Below are 20,060 nucleotides of genomic sequence, written 5' to 3' on the forward strand. Positions count from 1 at the left end.
GGCTGTGGCTGTGGCTGTGGCTGTGGCTGTGGCTGTGGCTGTGGCTGTGGCTGTGGCTGTGGCTGTGGCTGTGGCTGTGGCTGTGGCTGTGGCTGTGGCTGTGGCTGTGGCTGTGGCTGTGGCTGTGCAAGAGCGTACTGGTTTGCCCTGTCTCTCCGCCATAAAAAAACCGGGGAATTCCCCGGTTTTTTAAAGCGTGGTCAGCAATACCCGTCAGGCCAGGCGGCCGTGACACTGCTTATATTTTTTTCCTGAGCCGCAAGGGCAAGGATCGTTACGTCCGACTTTGCGCTCGCCGGTCTGCTCAGCCAGCGCCATTGCCGCTTCCGTTTCGGTATCCACATGGCTCAGCTGCTGCTGCTGCGCCAGACGCTCGGCTTCTTCACGACGCTGCTCTTCCATCGCTTCGACTTCTTCCGGCATCCGGACCTGCACCTTGCTCAGCGTGCTGATCACTTCATACTTCAGCGACTCCAGCATTGCGGCGAACATGGCGAAAGACTCGCGCTTGTACTCCTGCTTAGGATCCTTCTGCGCATAGCCACGCAGATGGATGCCCTGACGCAGATAGTCCATTGCAGCCAGATGCTCTTTCCACAGCGAATCCAGCGTTTGCAGCATCACGCCTTTTTCAAAGTTGCGCATCATCTCAATGCCGACCACTTCTTCTTTACGCTGATACTGCTCTTTGGCCTGCGTCATAATACGTTCGCGCAGCGTCTCTTCATGCAGGTCAGGCTCTTTGTCCAGCCACTCTGCAATTGGCAGCTCCAGGTCGAAATCGTTTTTCAGACGTTCCTGCAGGCCTGGCACATCCCACATCTCTTCCAGCGACTGCGGTGGAATGTAGGTATCGATCGTGGTTTTAAACACGTCTTCACGGATGCTGGTGATAGTTTCCGATACGTCGGAAACGTCCAACAGCTCGTTACGCTGGGTGTAGATAGCGCGACGCTGATCGTTAGCCACGTCATCATATTCCAGCAGCTGCTTACGAATATCAAAGTTACGGCTTTCCACTTTGCGCTGTGCATTGGCAATAGCTTTGGTCACCCACGGATGCTCAATCGCTTCGCCCGGCTTCATGCCCAGTTTACGCATCATATTAGAGACGCGATCGGAGGCGAAAATACGCATCAGCGCATCTTCCATCGACAGATAGAAGCGTGAGGAGCCGTTATCGCCCTGACGACCGGAGCGGCCGCGCAGCTGGTTATCGATACGGCGTGATTCATGACGCTCGGTGCCGATGATATGCAGACCGCCGGAAGCCAGTACCGCATCGTGACGCACTTTCCAGGCGCTCTTGATCGCTTCGATCTGCTCAGGGGTTGGATCGGTCAGCGCGGCGATTTCCGCCTGCCAGCTGCCGCCCAGCACGATATCCGTACCGCGACCCGCCATGTTGGTTGCGATGGTAACCGCGCCCGGCTGACCAGCCTGCGCCACGATATCCGCTTCACGGGCGTGGAACTTGGCGTTCAGCACCTCGTGTTTGATCCCGGCGCGAGTCAGCTCGGCTGACACCACTTCCGATTTCTCAATAGAGATCGTTCCCACCAGCACCGGCTGGCCGTTAGCGGTACGCTCGCGGATATCTTCAATGATCGCGTCGATCTTCTCTTTCTCGGTCATATAGACCAGATCCGGCAGATCTTTACGCACCATTGGGCGGTTGGTCGGCACGACAATCGTTTCCAGCTTGTAGATAGAGCTGAACTCAAAAGCCTCGGTATCTGCCGTACCGGTCATACCGGCCAGCTTGTCGTAAAGGCGGAAATAGTTCTGGAAGGTAATAGAAGCCAGCGTCTGGTTTTCGTTCTGGATCTCCACGCCTTCTTTCGCTTCTACCGCCTGATGCAGACCATCCGACCAGCGACGGCCCTGCATGGTACGACCAGTATGTTCATCGACGATAATCACTTCGCCGTCTTTCACGATATAGTCCACGTCGCGGGTAAAGAGCGCATGGGCGCGCAGCGCCGCCGTGACGTGGTGCATCATCATGATGTTGCCTGGCGAATAAAGCGACTCGCCCTCTTCCATGATGCCTTCGCTGACCAGCAGCTCTTCCACCTTCATCAGGCCGCGCTCGGTCAGATGCACCTGACGCCCTTTTTCATCCACGGAGAAGTCGCCTTCGCCCTGGAAGGTGTCGGAGTCTTCTTTGTCCTGACGGATCAGGTGAGGGATGATTTTGTTAACTTTGATATAGAGTTCGGAGCTGTCTTCCGCCGGGCCGGAGATAATCAGCGGCGTACGCGCTTCATCGATCAGGATGGAGTCGACCTCATCCACCAGCGCATAGTTGAGCTTGCGCTGTACGCGATCCTCAGGGCTGAACGCCATGTTATCGCGCAGATAGTCAAAGCCATATTCGTTGTTGGTGCCGTAGGTAATATCGGCAGCGTAGGCTTCACGTTTGGCCGGAGCAGGCATTCCCGGCAGGTTGATGCCGATGCTCAGTCCCAGGAACTCGAACAGCGCGCGGTTGTTTTCCGCATCACGCTGCGCCAGATAGTCGTTGACCGTGACGACGTGCACGCCTTTGCCGCTAAGGGCGTTCAGGTAAGCAGGCAGCGTAGCGGTCAGGGTTTTACCTTCACCGGTACGCATTTCCGCGATGCAGCGATCGTTCAGTACCATGCCGCCCAGCAGCTGCACGTCAAAGTGACGCATGTTAAAGACGCGCTTGCTGGCCTCACGTACGGTCGCAAAGGCTTCCGGGATCAGGTTTTCCAGCACTTCGCCTTTTTCCAGACGCGCGCGGAACTCGGCGGTCTTCGCCTTCAGCTCATCATCGGACAGCTTCTCAAAGTCCGGTTCCATCTTGTTGATCTGCTCAACCACTTTGCGCATACGGCGCAGCGTACGGTCGTTACTGCTACCAAAAACCTTGGTTAATAATTTGATTAACATAAACAATATTCTCTCAGCCACTGCTTCTACAGCGCATCACTAAACTTTTAATGGGGGAACTATAGTCGATTTATGCGAGAGAGACAGGCCCGGCGCGAATGCCCTGCACGCTGGCCAGCCACAGGCCGGTCTGATAGCGAGGCGCGTCGGTTGTTTGCTGTGGCGTGGTCTGGCGAACAATCGCGGGCGGTCTGACTTCATGCGTGAGTAGCGCATTCAGCGTGTCCAGCAGCGCCAGCCGATGCACCTCAAGCGGCGTGGCCTGCTCAATAACGGCAGCGGGCGTCAGCGTAAAAGAGAGATGGCGAATAACGGTGCGGATGGCGTGTTGATGCCAGTAATCCACATTAAAGCTGGCGCGACGCGCGTTCAACAACGCAAGGCTGTCGAAGCGCACGCTATTATTGATATTCAGGCTTCTGGAAGCAGTTTCTGGTAAGGTATCACCTGAGGCGTGAGGCAGACCAAAGCTCGCCGCGACCATCCCCAACAGGAGATGCGGCCAGAAGTAACGTCTGCCAAATTGTCGCCAACAATTAAGAATACCCACTGTTTTCCGCCGGAGCCTGCTATGCGCGATAGTCGCCCGCAATCAATTGAAAGTTTTTTCGAAGCTGCCGAAGGCCAGAGTATGCTGCAATCCATTCAGCAACGCGCTATTGCGCTGAATAAGCTGAACCGTGCGTTGCAGGGTATTATCCCGGCTCAGCTGCATCCCTGGTGCCGCGTGGCGAATTTCCGCCAGGGCGTTCTGGTGCTTGAAACCGCTAACGCCAGCTGGATGATGCGCTTACGCTATGAACAATCCAGCCTGCTGTCAGCTTTACGAGCGCAAATATTACCATCATTGACGTCAATCGACATCAGGATAAATCCAACGATGGCGGCAAAAGCTCAGGAAAACGCGCAGGAAAACAGCGTTCGGCCAGCAAAAGAGAATAATCTGGGGCGTCAGCTTAGCGAAGAGAGTGCGGAAATTTTACGGGGAGTCGCGAGCCGTAGCCCGGAAAAACTAAAGAAAACATTAGAACGACTGGCCTTGCTGGCCGGAGAGAGTACCCGCTCAACCAGTCGTCATAAATAGTGCTTAAGCCAGCACCAGGTTTGGCGCACGGAAGGTCACCGGCAGCTCGGCTTCGTCTTCAAACGTTGCCCATTCCCAGGCTTCCTGCTTCGCCAGCACGGCCTGCAGCAGCTTGTTGTTCAGCGCGTGACCACCTTTGAACGCGGTAAACGCGCCAATGATGTTGTGTCCGCACATAAACAGGTCGCCGATCGCATCCAGCATTTTGTGACGCACGAACTCGTCCTCAAAACGCAGGCCGTCTTCGTTCAGCACGCGATAGTCGTCCACCACGATGGCGCAGTCGAAGCTGCCGCCCAGGCAAAGACCGCGAGACTGTAACGCCTCGATGTCGCGCATAAAGCCGAACGTACGGGCACGGCTGATTTGACGCGCAAAGGCTTCAGCGGAAAAATCCATGCTGTAGCGCTGTGAGCTGGCGTCGATAGCCGGGTGCTTAAAGTCGATGGTGAAATCGAGCTTAAAGCCGTTGTGCGGGACCAGTTCGGCCCATTTGTCGCCGTCTTCAACCCGGACAGGCTGTTTGATGCGCACAAATTTTTTCGCGCAGTTCAGCTCCTGAATACCCGCGTCCATCAGCAGATAAATAAAGGGCGCCGCGCTGCCATCCATAATAGGGATTTCAGGCGCGTTAACTTCCACCACGATATTATCAATGCCGAGGCCGGCAAGGGCCGCATTCAGGTGCTCGACCGTGGAAATACGCACGTCATGCTCGTTGACCAGACAGGTACAGAGCATGGTATCACGCACGGATTTGGCATCAGCCGGGAAATCAACCGGTGGATTCAAGTCAGTGCGACGATAGATGACCCCGGTGTTAGCCGGCGCAGGGCGTAGCGTCAGAGTGACTTTCTTGCCGGTATGCAAACCGACGCCAGTCGCCTGAACAATACGTTTTAATGTCCGTTGTTTGATCATCGCATTATCTCGCAAAATTACTCATCCGACCGCCAGTATAAATCACTGACGGGCGAACACTTTAACACAAAGAGCGGAGAACCCCAACCTTCAGGGAATTCTTAGTCCGCCTGCTTACGCAGGAAGGCCGGAATATCCAGATAGTCAGGCTCTTTGTTGGTTTGCGTGCCGGGCTCGTTGACCACCTTCGCCGCAGGCTTTTGTTCCTGAGGCAGCGGCGCCATACCGTGCTGCTGATAACGATGATCCATAACAGGCTGAGTCTGTGCCTGCTTGTTGGTCACCAGCGTGATTTCCGGACGTTTGTCCATGCCGATGCCGGTTGCGACCACGGTCACACGCAGCTCGTCGTTCATTTCCGGATCCAGCGAGGTACCGATAACCACGGTCGCGTTGTCGGAAGCGAAGGCGCGGATAGTGTTACCCACTGTTTCAAATTCATCCAGACGCAGGTCGAAACCAGCCGTGATGTTGACCAGTACGCCGCGCGCGCCGGAAAGGTCGATATCTTCCAGCAGCGGGCTGGAGATCGCCATTTCGGCCGCTTCTTCCGCACGGTCTTCGCCGCACGCCACGCCGGAGCCCATCATCGCATAGCCCATTTCGGACATTACGGTGCGCACGTCGGCAAAGTCGACGTTCATCAGACCCGGACGGGTAATCAGTTCGGCAATGCCCTGCACCGCGCCTTTCAGCACGTCGTTAGCCGCGCCGAACGCGTCCAGCAGAGAAATACCGCGACCCAGCACTTTCAGCAGCTTGTCGTTTGGAATAGTAATCAGAGAATCGACATGCTTGGAGAGCTCGGCAATACCCTGCTCCGCGAAAGCCATACGCTTCTTGCCTTCAAAATTGAAAGGCTTGGTCACGACGGCCACGGTCAGGATACCTAAATCTTTGGCTACTTCGGCCACGACCGGCGCCGCGCCGGTACCGGTGCCGCCGCCCATACCTGCGGCGATAAACACCATGTCCGCGCCTTCCAGCGCCTGACGTAATGCTTCACGATCTTCTTCCGCTGAATTGCGTCCTACTTCCGGGTTTGCCCCGGCACCCAGACCCTTGGTAATCCCGTTACCGATTTGGATGGTCTGGCCTACTGCCGTTTTGCGCAACGCCTGAGCGTCGGTGTTAACGGCAAAGAATTCTACGCCTTCGATGCGCTCACGCACCATATGCTCTACGGCGTTACCGCCGCCGCCGCCGACGCCGATGACTTTAATCACCGCGTCATTGGTTAATTCCATAGGTTCAAACATAATTTCTCTCCGTTATGTGCCTGTCGCCTGGAGATCATAAAATAAGCCTAGCATGATCTCCTTTTCTCTAAATTAAAACTCTTTTTTCAGCCAGCTGTTGATTCGCTTGAACCAGTTGCCCACTGACGCTCTTTTTTCCACATCCGCCTCACCGTTAAGATGAGACTCTTTTCCGTAGTGCAGCAGCCCGACAGCCGTCGAGTAGTAAGGCTCCTGCGCATAATCTGTTAAGCCGGTGATATTCAGCGGCTGGCCGATGCGCACCTGCGTATGAAACACGCGCTGCGCGCAGGCCGCCAGGCCTTCAATCTGCGCTGCGCCGCCGGTCAGGACGATGCCTGCGGCCAGGTGATGCTTGACGCCCTGCTGACGCAGCTGCTCCTGCAGCTGTAAAATCTCGTCGTTGACCAGGTTCAGCAGCTCGGTATAGCGCGGCTCAATGACCTCTGCCAGCGTCTGGCGCTGCAGGCTGCGCGGCGGCCGTCCGCCCACGCTCGGCACCTCGACGTTTTCGTCTTTGCCGACGATGGAGCCGAGCGCGCAGCCGTGACGCACTTTAATGGCTTCCGCATCGGTCGGCGGCGTGCCGAACGCATAGGCGATGTCGCTGGTGACCACATTGCCCGCATACGGGATAACCTTGGTGTGGCGCAGCGCCCCGCCAGTATAGACCGCGATATCCATTGTGCCGCCGCCGACGTCCACAACGCAAACGCCCAGCTCGCGTTCATCTTCGGTCAGCACAGCGAAACTGGAGGCCAGACCGGCGAAAATCAGTTGGTCAACTTTCAGGCCGCATCGTTCAACCGCTTTAACGATGTTTTTCGCCATATCGTTATGGCAGGTGATCAAATGGACTTTCGCCTGCATACGCACGCCCGATAAGCCTACCGGATTTTTGATCCCTTCCTGATAATCGATCGCATATTCTTGCGGAATAACGTGCAAAATCCGGTGTTCGTCACGAACACGCACGGATTTCGCGGTGTGCACCACGTTTTCCACATCTTCCTGGGTCACTTCCTCTTCTGAAATAGGAACCATCCCTATTTCGTTCTGACAGCTGATGTGTTTTCCGGACAGCGCCAGATAAACCGAGGAAATCTGGCAGTCCGCCATCAGTTCGGCCTGGTCAATTGCACGCTGTACGCACTTGACGACCGACTCCAGGTCGTTGACGCCGCCTTTATCCATGCCGCGAGAAGGACAGCTACCCACCCCGATGATATTGACCATACCATCGGGCAAAACTTCCCCTACCAAAGCGGCGACCTTCGCGGTGCCGATTTCCAGTCCAACTACCAGTTTTCTGTCCGTCGCCTTGATCATTGTTGTTTAACCTGTGCCTGATTCTGTTGCTTATTACCGTCAGTGGTCTGAATAAGTGGCGGTGCCCAGCCTACTGCCGCGCCAGAGTCGTATCGCAGGTCCACATAACCGATCCGCTTATTTTCCGCTTGCGCCTGCTGCTGGAGCGTCGGCCAGAGCTGAATGAAGCGTTTCAGCCGCTTCATATCCTCGTTGCGTCCCAGTTCCAGACGCGTATCGTCATCCAGCACCAGCTGCCATGAACGCCGCGCCGTCATTGACGCCGCCTTCAGCTTAAATTTTCCGGCGGCCAGCATAGCGTCCATCTGATGGTAGCCTGCCAGCACTTCGGATTCGCTGCCTTCCGGCCCGTAAAGCATCACCATCTTCTCTTTGCCGAGGTGATTAGCCGGCACGCTGAACGATTTTCCCGTTGCATCAACCAGATGCAGGTCATTCCAGCGGGCAACGGGCACATATTCAACCAGATGAATCTTTAATTCGTCCGGCCACTGCTTACGCACGCTGACCTGTTGGATCCAGGGCAGCCGTTCGATCTGCTGCTGGATAACATCCACGTCCTGCGACATAAAAGTGCCAGGCTCGCCCAGCGACAGGATAGCCTGACGAATATCGTCGTTGGTGGTGTAGTGCATTTGCCCCGTCACCACCAGCCTGGACAGCGGCAGCCGGGACGCGTCGTTCATCCAGCGTACCACTACGTAACCGCCTGCCGACATCACGCCAAGCACTATCAACAGGAAAAGAATGCCGGCCAGCCGCGAGCCGTTGCTGCGGCCGGTGCGCGCTTTTTCCTGCGCCTCGCGATTGCGAACATTCAGAGCAGCCTGGGACATATCAGTCCGCCAGTTCCAGAATGCGGGCTACCAGCTGCGAAAAGCTCATGCCGGCCTGCTTAGCGGCCATCGGCACCAGGCTGTGGCTGGTCATGCCGGGCGAGGTATTCACCTCCAGCAGGTAAAACTGGCCGTCGCCGCCCATCATCAGATCGACGCGTCCCCAGCCGCTACAGCCCAGCGCGCGCCACGCTTTAATCACGATCTCGCTCAGTTCCGCTTCCCGCTCGGCCGATAAACCGCTTGGACAGAAGTACTGCGTTTCGTCAGAAAAGTATTTTGCTTCATAGTCATAGAACTCCGAAGCCACCTGAATACGAATGGAAGGCAGAATATCGTCGCCGATCACCGCTACGGTGTATTCCGGGCCGCTCAGAAACGCCTCTACCAGCACGTCGTCGTCGTGACGGAAAGCCTCGGTCAGCGCAGCCTGAAGCGAATCAGCGTCGTTAACGCGGCTGATGCCGACGCTGGAGCCTTCGCTGCTGGGCTTAACGAAAACCGGCAGGCCCAGCGCTGCGATACGGGCGCGGATCTCGTCGTTAAGCCCGGCGTCCATCTCTTTACGGGTAATCGCCACGTAAGGCGATACCGGCAGGCCGCAGCCCTGCCACAGGCATTTGGTGCGCAGCTTGTCCATGGTAATGGCGGAAGCCATCACGCCGCTGCCGGTATAGGGAATAGCCAGAAACTCCAGCAGCCCCTGCAGGGTGCCGTCTTCGCCGCCGCGACCGTGCAGCGCGATAAAAGCTTTATCGAAGCCTTCTTCTTTCAGGCGCGTTACCGGAAAATCACGGATATCGACGGCATGCGCGTCGATGCCCGCCTCAAGCAGTCCGCTCACCACGGCGTTGCCCGACATCAGGGAAACGTCGCGTTCCGCAGAAGTGCCACCCAGCAATACCGCTACTTTCTCAGCCATGATGTTTACCTTCTTTCTGCGGTTGTAACTTATTTTCAGCAAGCGTGCGGGCAATACGACCAACGTTGCCCGCGCCCTGCACCAGAATTAAATCGTTGCCGGACAGCTTCGGCGCCAGCATTTCCAGCACGGCGTCATGGTCCGACACCAGGATAGGATCCACTTTGCCGCGCCCACGGATGGTGCGGCACAGCGAGCGACTGTCGGCACCGGGGATCGGCGTTTCGCCAGCGGAGTAAACGTCCAGCATCAGCAGCACATCCACCTGAGACAGCACGTTCGCGAAATCGTCATAGAGATCGCGGGTGCGCGTATAGCGATGCGGCTGGAAGATCATTACCAGCTGCTTGTCCGGCCAGCCCGCGCGGGCCGCTTTGATCGTGGCGTCAACTTCCGTGGGATGATGACCATAATCGTCAACCAGCATCGCGGTGCCCTGCACGCCGTTCACTTCCTGTAGCGGATACTCGCCCAGGAAATCGAAGCGACGACCGGTGCCCTGGAAGCTTTCCAGCGCGCTCAGGATTTCTGCATCGTCAATGCCCTCTTCCGTCGCGACGGCTACCGCGGCGGCGGCGTTCAGCGCATTGTGGCGGCCAGGCGCGTTCAGCGTCACCTGCATCAGCGGCTTATCGTGGCGGGCCAGCGTGAAGTGGCCCTGCGCGCCGTGCTGCTCGTAGCTGGCGATACGCACGTCGGCATCTTCGCTAAAGCCGTAAGTGGTGATCTGGCGGCCTACGCGCGGGATCAGATCGCGGATCACCGCGTCATCCACGCAGAGCACCGCGCGGCCATAGAACGGCAGGTTGTGCAGGAAATTGATAAAGGTCTGCTTCAGGTTCTCAAAATCGCCCTGATAGGTATCCATGTGGTCAGCTTCGATATTAGTGACGATAGCCACCATCGGCTGAAGGTGCAGGAAGGACGCATCGCTTTCATCCGCTTCCGCAATCAGATAGCGGCTGCTGCCCAGGCGCGCATGGGTGCCCGCCGCTTTGACCAGGCCACCGTTAACGAAGGTCGGATCCAGGCCGCCTTCCGCATAAATGCTGGATACCATGGCCGTGGTCGTGGTTTTTCCGTGCGTCCCGGCGACGGCGATGCCGTGACGGAAGCGCATCAGCTCGGCCAGCATTTCCGCCCGCCGGATCACCGGAATGCGGGCTTCACGCGCCGCGATAAGTTCCGGGTTATCCTGCGACACCGCGGTGGATACCACCACCACGCTGGCATCGCTGACATTTTCAGGACGATGGTTAAAATAGATGGTCGCTCCCAGCGCGCTCAAATGCTGCGTGACCGCATTCGGCGCCAGATCGGAACCGCTGATTTCATAGCCTTCGTTGGCCAACACTTCGGCAATACCGCCCATGCCGGCACCACCGATGCCAACAAAGTGAATGTGCCGGACGCGACGCATCTCGGGCACGATAGAACGCAGTTTTGCCAGTTGTTGTGTATTCATCTCTTTCTGCCTGTCGGTACCTGCTGGCACCCTGTTCCGGGACAAGTCTCGTCCTGTGCTATAGCGCCGCTTTGCTGACTTCGGCTGCGACACGCTCGGTCGCATCCGGGATCGCCACGGCACGGGCCTTCGCCGCCATCGCCATCAGCGTTGGGCGATCCCATGCGGCCAGCGTCTGCGCCACGGTGTCAGCCGTAAACTGCGGCTGCTCGTAAATTTTTGCCGCGCCCGCTTTTTCCAGCGGCAGCGCGTTCCAGTACTGCTGACGATCTTTATGCTGAAACGGCACGAAGATCGCCGGTAAGCCTGCGGCGGCCACTTCGCTGACCGTCAGCGCGCCGGAGCGACAGACGATAACGTCCGCCCAGGCGTAGGCCGCTGCCATATCGTCAATAAATTCGGTGACTTTATGCTGCGTCTGTCCAACCTTACCGTAGGCGTCGTTGACTTCAGCCAGCGCGCCTTTGCCCGTCTGGTGCCACAGCGTAATGCTGTCGCCCAGCTTCGCGGCCACCTGAGGCAGCGTCTGGTTCAGCACGCGGGCACCCTGGCTGCCGCCGATAACCAATACGCGAACCGGGCCGCTGCGATCGGCCATACGTTCAGCAGGCAACGGCAGAGCAAGCACGTCTGTCCGTACCGGGTTGCCGACCACATCCGCATCAGGGAACGCGCCGGGAAACGCCTGCATCACTTTTTTGGCGATTTTCGCCAGCCACTTATTGGTTAATCCGGCGATGCCGTTTTGTTCATGCAGCACCACCGGAATACCGCAGCTCCACGCCGCCAGGCCGCCCGGCCCGGAAACGTAGCCGCCCATGCCCAGCACCACGTCCGGCCTGTAGGCCTTCATGATTGCGCGGGCCTGACGTACGGCGTGGAAAATCCGCAGCGGCGCGGCCAGCTGCGCCTTCAGCCCTTTGCCGCGCAGGCCGCTGATGCGAATAAAATCGATGTCGATGCCGTGTTTCGGCACCAGATCGGCCTCCATACGGTCAGCCGTGCCGAGCCAGCGCACCTGCCAGCCCTGCGCCATCAGATGGTGCGCCACCGCCAGCCCCGGAAAAACGTGTCCTCCGGTGCCGCCGGCCATAACCATCAGTCGCTTCCCTTTCATCGACTACCTCGCGTAAACGCCTGGGCTTTTGCCAGACGCGTTTCATAATCTATGCGTAACAAAAATACGATGGCGGTTGACATAATTATCAGGCTGGAGCCGCCGTAACTGATCAGCGGCAGCGTCAGGCCTTTGGTCGGCAGCATACCTGCTGCGGCGCCAACGTTAACCAGCGCCTGGAAGCTGAACCAGACGCCGATAGAGCAGCCCAGAAAACCGGCGAAGCGCTGGTCAAGCTCCAGCGCGCGGCGCCCGATGGACATCGCGCGAAAAGCGACGAAGAATACCATTAACAGCGCTAAAACCACACCGATATAACCCAGCTCTTCACCGATAATCGAGAAGATAAAGTCGGTGTGCGCTTCCGGTAGATATTCCAGTTTCTGTACCGAGTTGCCCAGCCCCTGGCCCCAGAATTCGCCGCGGCCAAACGCCATCAGCGACTGGGTCAGCTGGTAGCCGCTGCCGAAGGGATCTTCCCACGGGTTCCAGAAAGAGGTGACGCGCCGCATACGGTAAGGTTCGGCAATAATCAGTAGGCAAACCGCAAAAATACCGGAGCCGATGATCGCCAGAAACTGCCATAATTTTGCGCCAGCCAGGAACAGCATCGCCAGCGTGGTGACAAACAGCACCACCACGGTGCCCAGATCGGGCTGCGCCAGCAGCAGGACCGCCAGCACCACCATCACGCCCATCGGTTTGCAGAAGCCCCAAAAGTTGTTGCGCACTTCCTCTACCTTGCGCACCAGGTAGCTGGCGAGATAGCAGAACAGCGAAAGCTTGGAGAGCTCCGCAGGCTGGATACGCAGCGGGCCGAGCGCAATCCAGCGCGAGGCGCCGTTTACCGAACTGCCCACCACCAGCACAATCAGCAGCATCACCACCGTGACCAGCAGCATAATGTTGCTGTAGCGCTGCCAGAAAGCCATCGGCACGCGCAGCGTGACCAGCCCGATGCCGAACGCCAGCACGATGTAAAAGGCATCGCGCTTGGCGAAGTAAAAAGGATCGTCCGATAAACGCTGGCCCACCGGCATGGAGGCCGACGTCACCATCACGAAGCCGATAATCGCCAGCCCTATCGTCAGCCAGAGCAGCGTGCGGTCGTAAAGCACCATGGTGCTGGCATCGCTCTCGCGCGAGCCCATCACCCACTCTTTCAGGCGTTCTGACAGCCAGCTGGCAACGCTTAAACCCGGAACACGCATCAGCCCAGCTCCTTTGCCAGTCGAGTGAACACGTCGCCGCGCTGCTCGAAGTTTTTAAACTGATCGAGGCTGGCGCAGGCCGGCGACAGCAGCACCATATCGCCAGACTGCGCTTTGGCGGCAATCTGCTGCATGGCTTCCTGCATCGTTGCGGTCTGCACTGCCCTTTCCGGGCGCAGCGCTGCCAGCGCGGCCGCATCCCGACCAAAGCAGTAAATTCTGATGTTATCGCCCTGTAAGTAGCGAGCCAGCGGGCTGAAGTCGGCGGATTTGCCGTCACCGCCCAGCAGCAGCCAGAGCGTGCCCTGCACGGTCAGACCGTTCAGCGCCGCCTCGGTGCTGCCGACGTTGGTCGCTTTGGAGTCGTTGATCCAGCGGATGCCGTTACGCTCGTGCGCCAGCTGGAAGCGGTGCGCCAGGCCGGTAAAGGTAGTCAGCGCTTTCAGGCTGGAGGCGCGAGGCAAACCCACGGCATCGGCCAGCGCAAGGGCCGCCAGCGCGTTGGTATAGTTATGCTGGCCCACCAGCGCCATCTCGTTGGTATTCAGTACCTTCTCGCCTTTCACCCGTAGCCAGGTACTGCCCTGCTGGCGCGTCAGGTGATAGTCGCCGACATCGACGCCAAAGCTGATGCAGCGTTTATCCGCGCCGCGTACCGGCATGGTCATCGCATCGTCCGCATTCACAATGCACGCGTCTGCCTGTTCGTAAACGCGCAGCTTGGCCGCCCGATACTGCTGCATCCCGAACGGATAGCGATCCATATGATCTTCCGTCACGTTCAGGATGGTCGCCGCCGCCGCTTTCAGGCTGTGGGTCGTTTCCAGCTGGAAGCTGGAGAGTTCCAGCACGTAGAGCCGGGCGGGCTGAGCAAGCAGCATCAGCGCCGGCAGGCCAATATTGCCGCCCACGCCGACCTGCCAGCCTGCGGCTGTAGCCATCTCGCCCACCAGCGTGGTCACGGTGCTTTTGCCGTTAGAGCCGGTGATCGCCACAATCGGCGCCTGCGCCTCGCGGCAAAACAGCTCGATGTCGCCTACGATCTCCACGCCCGCTTTCGCCGCCGCCGTCAGGGACGGATGCGACAGCGCCAGCCCGGGGCTGGCGACAATCAGATCGGCGCTTTGCAGCCAGTCGTCGTTCAACGAACCCAGCCAGCGTTCCACTTCTGCTGGCAGCTTTTCCAGGCCCGGCGGAACAAGTCGGGTATCCATGACGCGCGGCGTGACGCCACGCGCTAAAAAGAAGTCAACGCACGACTGCCCGGTCAATCCCAGACCGATAATGACGACTTTTTTACCCTGGTAATCAGTCATTATTACCGCACCTTCAGCGTCGCCAGGCCAATCAGCACCAGCATCAGTGAAATGATCCAGAAACGTACGATAACGCGCGGTTCCGGCCAGCCTTTAAGTTCGTAATGATGATGAATAGGCGCCATGCGGAAAATTCGCTGGCCGCGCAGCTTGAACGACCCCACCTGTAGGATCACCGACAGGGTTTCCACCACAAAGACGCCGCCCATAATCACCAGCAAAAACTCCTGACGCAGCAGCACGGCGATGGTGCCCAGCGCGCCGCCCAGCGCCAGCGATCCGACGTCGCCCATAAAGACCTGCGCCGGATAGGTGTTAAACCATAAAAAGCCCAGCCCGGCACCGACGATTGCCGTACAGACAATCACCAGTTCGCCAGCGTGGCGCAGATAGGGAATATGCAGGTAGTTAGCGAAGTTCATATTACCGGTGGCCCAGGCAACCAACGCAAAACCGGCGGCCACAAAAACGGTAGGCATGATCGCCAGTCCGTCCAGCCCGTCGGTCAGGTTCACCGCATTACCGGTGCCGACGATAACGAAGTAGGCGAGCACCACGTAAAACAGGCCAAGCTGCGGCATGATGTCCTTGAAGAACGGCACCACCAGCTGCGTCGCCGGCGTGCCTTTTCCTGTCGCATAGAGCGTAAAGGCGACGCCCAGCGAAATCACCGACATCCAGAAATATTTCCAGCGCGCGATCAGCCCTTTCGTGTCTTTACGCACCACCTTGCGATAATCGTCCACAAACCCAATGATGCCAAAGCCCACCAGCACCACCAGCACGCACCAGACGTAAGGGTTGGACGGATAGGCCCACATCAGCACCGAGACGGTAATGGAGAACAGGATCATAATGCCGCCCATGGTCGGCGTGCCGCGCTTGCTGAAGTGCGATTCCGGGCCGTCGTTACGCACGACCTGACCGAAGGACATTTCCTGCAGGCGGGCGATCATGCGCGGCCCCATCCACAGCGAGATAAACAGCGCGGTCAGCAGGCTGACGATGGCGCGAAACGTCAGATAGGAAAAGACGTTAAAGCCTGAATAAAAAGCGACCAGATGTTCGGCCAGCCAGACTAGCATGTTCTTTTCTCCTGTAAGCTCTGTACTACCTGCTCCATGGCGGCACTACGTGAACCTTTAACTAAAATGGTGATCGTCGGCTGTTCCGCCAGCAGCGTCCGCAGACGCGCCGTGACGGCAGCCTTATCGGTAAAATGTTCGCCCACGCCGCTGGCCTCGCCGATAGCGCGGCTTAATGTGCCCACGCTAAGCACCTTATCAATACCGGCGCGCCGCGCCGCTTCGCCCACTTCGCGATGGCACGCTTCGGCCTCCTCGCCCAGCTCCGCCATATCGCCGGTGACCATCACGCGATAGCCCGGCATATCCGCCAGCACCTGAGCCGCTGCGGTCATCGAGCCGACGTTGGCGTTATAGCTGTCGTCCAGCAGCAGCTGATTTTCCGCCAGCAGAACCGGGAAAAGGCGGCCCGGCACGGCTTCAAGCTGGCCTAAGCCAAGCTGTACCGCTTCCAGGGAAGCGCCGACGGAGATAGCCAGCGCGGCGGCGGCCAGCGCATTCGCGATATTGTGACGCCCCGGCAGCGGCAGCTGAACGGCTACGCTGCCTACAGGCGTTTTCATCACAAAATGGGTGCCAGAGCTGGTGATTTGCACATCGCTGGCGGCGAACTCGCTTTCGGCCTGCGGTTGGGAAGAGAAGTGCCAGACCGTTTTGCCCTTCAGCATCGGCTGCCAGTTAGCCTCGTCGTTGCTGTCGGCGTTCAGAATGGCGGTGCCGTTGTCCGGCAGCCCCTGAAAAATTTCGCCTTTGGCTTTGGCCACGCCTGCCAGCGAGCCGAACCCTTCCAGGTGCGCGGCCGCCAGGTTGTTGACCAGCGCCGTTTCCGGTCGCGCCAGGCTGGTGGTCCAGGCGATTTCGCCCTGATGGTTAGCGCCCAGCTCAATCACCGCGTACTGGTGCTGCGCGCTCAGACGCAGCAGCGTCAGCGGGACGCCGATATCGTTATTCAGATTGCCTGCGGTATACAGCGTTTCGCCGCACTGGCGCAGAATGGCGGCGGTCATCTCTTTGACCGAGGTTTTGCCGGAAGAGCCGGTCAGCGCCACGACGCGCGCCGTCGACTGCTGGCGAACCCAGCCGGCCAGCCGGCCCAGCGCTATGCGCGTATCGCTGACCACCACCTGAGGAACCGCAACAGGTAAGTGCTTACTGACTAACAGAGCCGCCGAACCGGCCGCTATTGCGTCGCCGACCAGCTCGTGCGCGTCAAAACGCTCGCCCTTCAGCGCGATAAACAGACAGCCGGCGCTTATCTTGCGCGTATCGGTGGTCACTTCGCTAAAGGTAAGGTCGCTGCCGATTAGTTCACCGCCGGTGATCTCAGCCAGCTTTTGCAGAGAGAGTGCGATCATGCCATCACCCCCAGCAAACGCGCCACGGTTTCGCGGTCGGAATAGTCCAGCCGACGGTTGCCGACGATTTGATAATCTTCATGACCTTTACCGGCAACCAGCACGATATCTTCTTCTTTAGCCTGCATGATGGCGTTAGTGACCGCCTGTGCTCGTCCGGCTACCACGCGGGCGCGGCCCGGATCGAGCAGGCCGGTCAGAATGTCGGCCACGATAGCGGCAGGATCTTCGCTGCGCGGGTTATCGTCGGTGATCACCACCACGTCGGAGAACTGCTCGGCAATGGCGCCCATCAGCGGACGCTTGCCTTTGTCGCGATCGCCGCCGCAGCCGAAGACGCACCACAGCTTGCCTTTACAGTGCAGGCGAGCGGCCTCCAGCGCTTTTTCCAGCGCGTCCGGCGTGTGGGCATAATCCACCACTACCGTTGGCTTCGCGGGCGAGCTGAAGACTTCCATACGGCCGGTGACCGGCTGTAGTCGGTTGCCGGTCGCCACCAGCTCGTTGAGCGGATAACCCAGCGCCAACAGCGTAGCCAGCGCCACCAGCAGATTGCTGACGTTAAACGCGCCCATCAGACGGCTTTCCAGCTCGCCGCCGCCCCAGCTGGAGTCAAAACGGATGGCGGCGCCGTTGTCGTGATAGCGCACGTCCGTCGCCTTCAGCCAGCGGCCATGACAGCCCGGCTCCAGGTTATCTTCCAGCGTAACGGCAACGGCGTCCGGCAGGTTCGCCAGCCAGCGGCGTCCCGTCTCGTCATCGGCATTGATAATGGCCTGGCCGACCATGTGCTCGGAGAAAAGCAGCCATTTGGCGGACTCATAGCGCGTCATATCACCGTGGTAGTCCAGGTGATCGCGGCTGAGGTTGGTAAAGGCCGCAGCGGCAAAAGGCAGCGCCGCTACGCGATGCTGCACCAGACCGTGGGAGGAAACCTCCATCGCGGCCAGCGTCGCGCCCTGCTCCACCAGCGAAGCCAGCGTCTGCTGTACCTCAACCGCCGAGCCGGTCGTGTTTTCAACCGGCGCCAGATGCCCGTAAAGGCCGTTGCCGACGGTGCCCATCACCGCGCCGGTTTCGCCCAGCAGCTGCGCCCATTGCGCCAGCAGCTGAGTGGTGGTGGTTTTGCCATTGGTGCCGGTCACGCCAATCAGGCGCAGTTTTTCGCCCGGCTGCTGGTAAAAGCGCCCGGCCAGCGCGGAAAGCCGCTGGCTCAGCTGCGCCAGATAAATCACCGGCACGCCGTGCACGGTAGTGATGTCGCCATCTTCCGCTTCGCCTTCCGCTTCGGCGATAATCGCCGCCACGCCCTGCGCGATAGCCTGGGGAATAAAACGACGGCCGTCTGCCGTATGGCCTTTTACGGCGACAAAGAGATCGCCGGCAGCCGCTAAACGGCTGTCCAGGATCATTTCACGCAGCGGCAGCGCGGGCGCGCCAGGCACCCACGGCGCCAGTAAGTCGTGCAGATTACGATCTGTCACTTGATCCCTCACTTATTGTCTACCAGCTCGTTTTTCTCAACGACCGGTAGCGCATCAGGTTCGATATTCATGGTGCGCAATACACCGCCCATAATGGCGCCAAACACCGGAGCCGAAACCGCGCCGCCGTAATATTTACCGGCCTGGGGATCGTTGATCACCACCACCAGCGCAAAACGGGGACGGCTTGCCGGTGCAACGCCGGCGGTGTAGGCAATATATTTGTTAACGTAGCGCCCGTCCGGCCCGACTTTTTTCGCCGTACCGGTTTTAATGGCGATGCGGTAGCCTTTGATGGCCGCTTTTACGCCGCCGCCGCCGGGCAGCGCCACGCTCTCCATCATATGCATGACGGTGCGAACCACTTCTTCAGAAAATACGCGCTGTCCGCCCACGGGCGGATCAACTTTGGTAATCGACAGCGGGCGATAGAGACCATAGCTGCCGATTGTGGCGTAGACTCGCGCTAACTGTAACGGCGTTACCATCAGCCCGTAGCCGAAAGAGAAGGTGGCCCTCTCTATGTCAGACCACCGTTGTTTTTGGGGATATAAGCCACTACTTTCTCCGACCAGTCCCAGATTGGTCGCTTTACCCAGTCCAAAGTGCGAGTAGGTTTCTACCAGCGCCGAGGACGGCATCGCTAACGCCAGCCTGGAAACGCCGACGTTACTCGATTTTTGCAGAACGCCGGTCAGCGTCAGCTCGTTATAGCGGGCCACGTCTTTGATCTCATGGCCGTTGATGCGGTAAGGCACGGTGTTCAGCACGCTGTTTTCGCGCACCACGCCGCGCTGTAGCGCGGTCATGACCACCATCGGTTTGACGGTTGAACCCGGCTCGAAAATATCGGTGATGGCGCGGTTGCGCATTACGTCTTTGGTAACGCCGGTAAGGTTGTTCGGGTTATAGGCCGGGCTGTTGGCCATCGCCAGCACTTCGCCGGTGTTAACATCCACCAGCACGGCGGTGCCCGACTCCGCCTTGTTAAAGGCGACGGCATTGTTCAGTTCGCGATAGACCAGCGCCTGCAGGCGTTCGTCAATGCTCAGCGCCAGGTTGTGCGCCGCCCGGCTGTCTACGGAAGAGACATCCTCAATCACGCGGCCATGGCGGTCTTTGCGCACGGTGCGCTCGCCCGGCTCGCCCGTCAGCCATTTATCAAAGCTCTTTTCGACGCCTTCAATGCCCTGACCATCAATGTTGGTAAAGCCGATCAGATGTGACGTGACCTGCCCTGCCGGATAGTAGCGACGCGACTCTTCCCGTAAAAAGATGCCGGGAAGCTTGAGTTTTTTAATGTAGTCGCCGATGGCCGGATTGACCTGGCGCGCCAGATAGACGAAGCGCCCTTTGGGGTTGGCGTTAACGCGCGCCGCCAGCTGATCCAGCGGAATGGAAAGCGCATCGGAAAGCGCCTGCCAGCGGCTGTCCAGCGTGATGCCGCCTTTGGCGTGCAGCTCTTTCGGATCGGCCCAGATAGCGTTGACCGGCACGCTGACGGCCAGCGGCCGCCCGGCGCGATCGGTGATCATGCCACGAGAGGTCGGAACGGCCTGGACGCGCAGCGAGCGCATATCGCCTTCCCGCACCAGCTTATCCGGGTTGATCACCTGCAGATAAGCCATGCGCGCCAGCAGTCCGCCCAGCGCGAGTAAAATACAGCCGCACAACAACGCAAAACGCCAGCTGACAAAGCTGGCCTGATCTTCCTGACGTTTTGTCTTAAGCGTCTTAACTGCGGCTTTCATTTATGC

General features: G+C 58.8%; 15 protein-coding genes and 1 pseudogene. 1 reads left to right on the plus strand and 15 read right to left on the minus strand.

What is annotated here, in order from left to right; translation table 11 throughout:
- Positions 1–213: 213 nt before the first annotated feature.
- Positions 214–2,919 carry a preprotein translocase subunit SecA gene (secA, locus tag ACA373_RS20420; RefSeq protein ID WP_253455274.1) on the minus strand — a complete coding sequence of 902 codons (2,706 nt, stop codon included), beginning with the start codon at positions 2,917–2,919 and terminating at the stop codon, positions 214–216.
- 70 nt (positions 2,920–2,989) lie between these two features.
- A complete protein-coding gene (gene secM, locus ACA373_RS20425) occupies positions 2,990–3,469 on the minus strand; it encodes a secA translation cis-regulator SecM (protein WP_370735003.1) in 480 nt (159 codons plus the stop codon).
- A gap of 21 nt (positions 3,470–3,490) precedes the next feature.
- Between secM and ACA373_RS20430 the strand changes: the two genes are divergently transcribed.
- On the plus strand, positions 3,491–4,003 hold the full coding sequence (locus ACA373_RS20430) for a DUF721 domain-containing protein (RefSeq protein ID WP_125289002.1): 513 nt from the start codon (positions 3,491–3,493) through the stop codon (positions 4,001–4,003).
- A 3-nt stretch (positions 4,004–4,006) separates the two neighbouring features.
- On the opposite strand, the gene lpxC is transcribed toward ACA373_RS20430, so the two are convergent.
- The 13 genes and pseudogenes from lpxC to ACA373_RS20495 form a co-directional block, all read right to left on the minus strand.
- On the minus strand, positions 4,007–4,924 hold the full coding sequence (lpxC, locus tag ACA373_RS20435) for a UDP-3-O-acyl-N-acetylglucosamine deacetylase (RefSeq protein ID WP_125289001.1): 918 nt from the start codon (positions 4,922–4,924) through the stop codon (positions 4,007–4,009).
- A 101-nt stretch (positions 4,925–5,025) separates the two neighbouring features.
- Positions 5,026–6,183, minus strand: coding sequence for a cell division protein FtsZ (gene ftsZ, locus ACA373_RS20440; RefSeq protein WP_125289000.1), 1,158 nt, complete (start codon positions 6,181–6,183; stop codon positions 5,026–5,028).
- A 72-nt stretch (positions 6,184–6,255) separates the two neighbouring features.
- A complete protein-coding gene (ftsA, locus tag ACA373_RS20445) occupies positions 6,256–7,512 on the minus strand; it encodes a cell division protein FtsA (protein WP_125288999.1) in 1,257 nt (418 codons plus the stop codon).
- Positions 7,509–8,348, minus strand: coding sequence for a cell division protein FtsQ (ftsQ, locus tag ACA373_RS20450; protein WP_253455276.1), 840 nt, complete (start codon positions 8,346–8,348; stop codon positions 7,509–7,511). Before ftsQ ends, ftsA begins: the two co-directional genes overlap by 4 nt.
- A 1-nt stretch (position 8,349) precedes the next feature.
- Entirely contained in the window at positions 8,350–9,270 is a 921-nt protein-coding gene (locus ACA373_RS20455) for a D-alanine--D-alanine ligase (protein ID WP_253455277.1), read from the minus strand.
- Positions 9,263–10,735, minus strand: a complete 1,473-nt coding sequence (murC, locus tag ACA373_RS20460; protein ID WP_301251452.1) for a UDP-N-acetylmuramate--L-alanine ligase — start codon at positions 10,733–10,735, stop codon at positions 9,263–9,265. Before murC ends, ACA373_RS20455 begins: the two co-directional genes overlap by 8 nt.
- A gap of 58 nt (positions 10,736–10,793) precedes the next feature.
- Complete coding sequence (gene murG / locus ACA373_RS20465; RefSeq protein ID WP_253455279.1) at positions 10,794–11,852, minus strand: undecaprenyldiphospho-muramoylpentapeptide beta-N-acetylglucosaminyltransferase; 1,059 nt, start codon at positions 11,850–11,852, stop codon at positions 10,794–10,796.
- Positions 11,849–13,063 (minus strand): cell division protein FtsW, encoded by a 1,215-nt coding sequence (gene ftsW, locus ACA373_RS20470; protein WP_253455280.1) that lies wholly within the window; start codon positions 13,061–13,063, stop codon positions 11,849–11,851. Before ftsW ends, murG begins: the two co-directional genes overlap by 4 nt.
- A complete protein-coding gene (murD, locus tag ACA373_RS20475) occupies positions 13,063–14,379 on the minus strand; it encodes a UDP-N-acetylmuramoyl-L-alanine--D-glutamate ligase (protein WP_370735004.1) in 1,317 nt (438 codons plus the stop codon). Before murD ends, ftsW begins: the two co-directional genes overlap by 1 nt.
- 2 nt (positions 14,380–14,381) lie before the next feature.
- Positions 14,382–15,464 carry a phospho-N-acetylmuramoyl-pentapeptide-transferase gene (gene mraY, locus ACA373_RS20480; RefSeq protein ID WP_253455282.1) on the minus strand — a complete coding sequence of 361 codons (1,083 nt, stop codon included), beginning with the start codon at positions 15,462–15,464 and terminating at the stop codon, positions 14,382–14,384.
- A complete protein-coding gene (gene murF, locus ACA373_RS20485) occupies positions 15,458–16,819 on the minus strand; it encodes a UDP-N-acetylmuramoyl-tripeptide--D-alanyl-D-alanine ligase (RefSeq protein WP_301251455.1) in 1,362 nt (453 codons plus the stop codon). The genes mraY and murF overlap by 7 nt, the downstream gene beginning before the upstream one ends.
- Entirely contained in the window at positions 16,816–18,303 is a 1,488-nt protein-coding gene (gene murE, locus ACA373_RS20490) for a UDP-N-acetylmuramoyl-L-alanyl-D-glutamate--2,6-diaminopimelate ligase (protein WP_370735005.1), read from the minus strand. The genes murF and murE overlap by 4 nt, the downstream gene beginning before the upstream one ends.
- Positions 18,290–20,054: pseudogene (locus tag ACA373_RS20495) on the minus strand (peptidoglycan glycosyltransferase FtsI). The gene murE and the pseudogene ACA373_RS20495 overlap by 14 nt, the downstream one beginning before the upstream one ends.
- Positions 20,055–20,060 lie beyond the last annotated feature (6 nt).

Source organism: Erwinia sp. STN24 (assembly GCF_041320675.1).
In the GTDB taxonomy this organism is placed as follows: domain Bacteria; phylum Pseudomonadota; class Gammaproteobacteria; order Enterobacterales; family Enterobacteriaceae; genus Erwinia; species Erwinia aeris.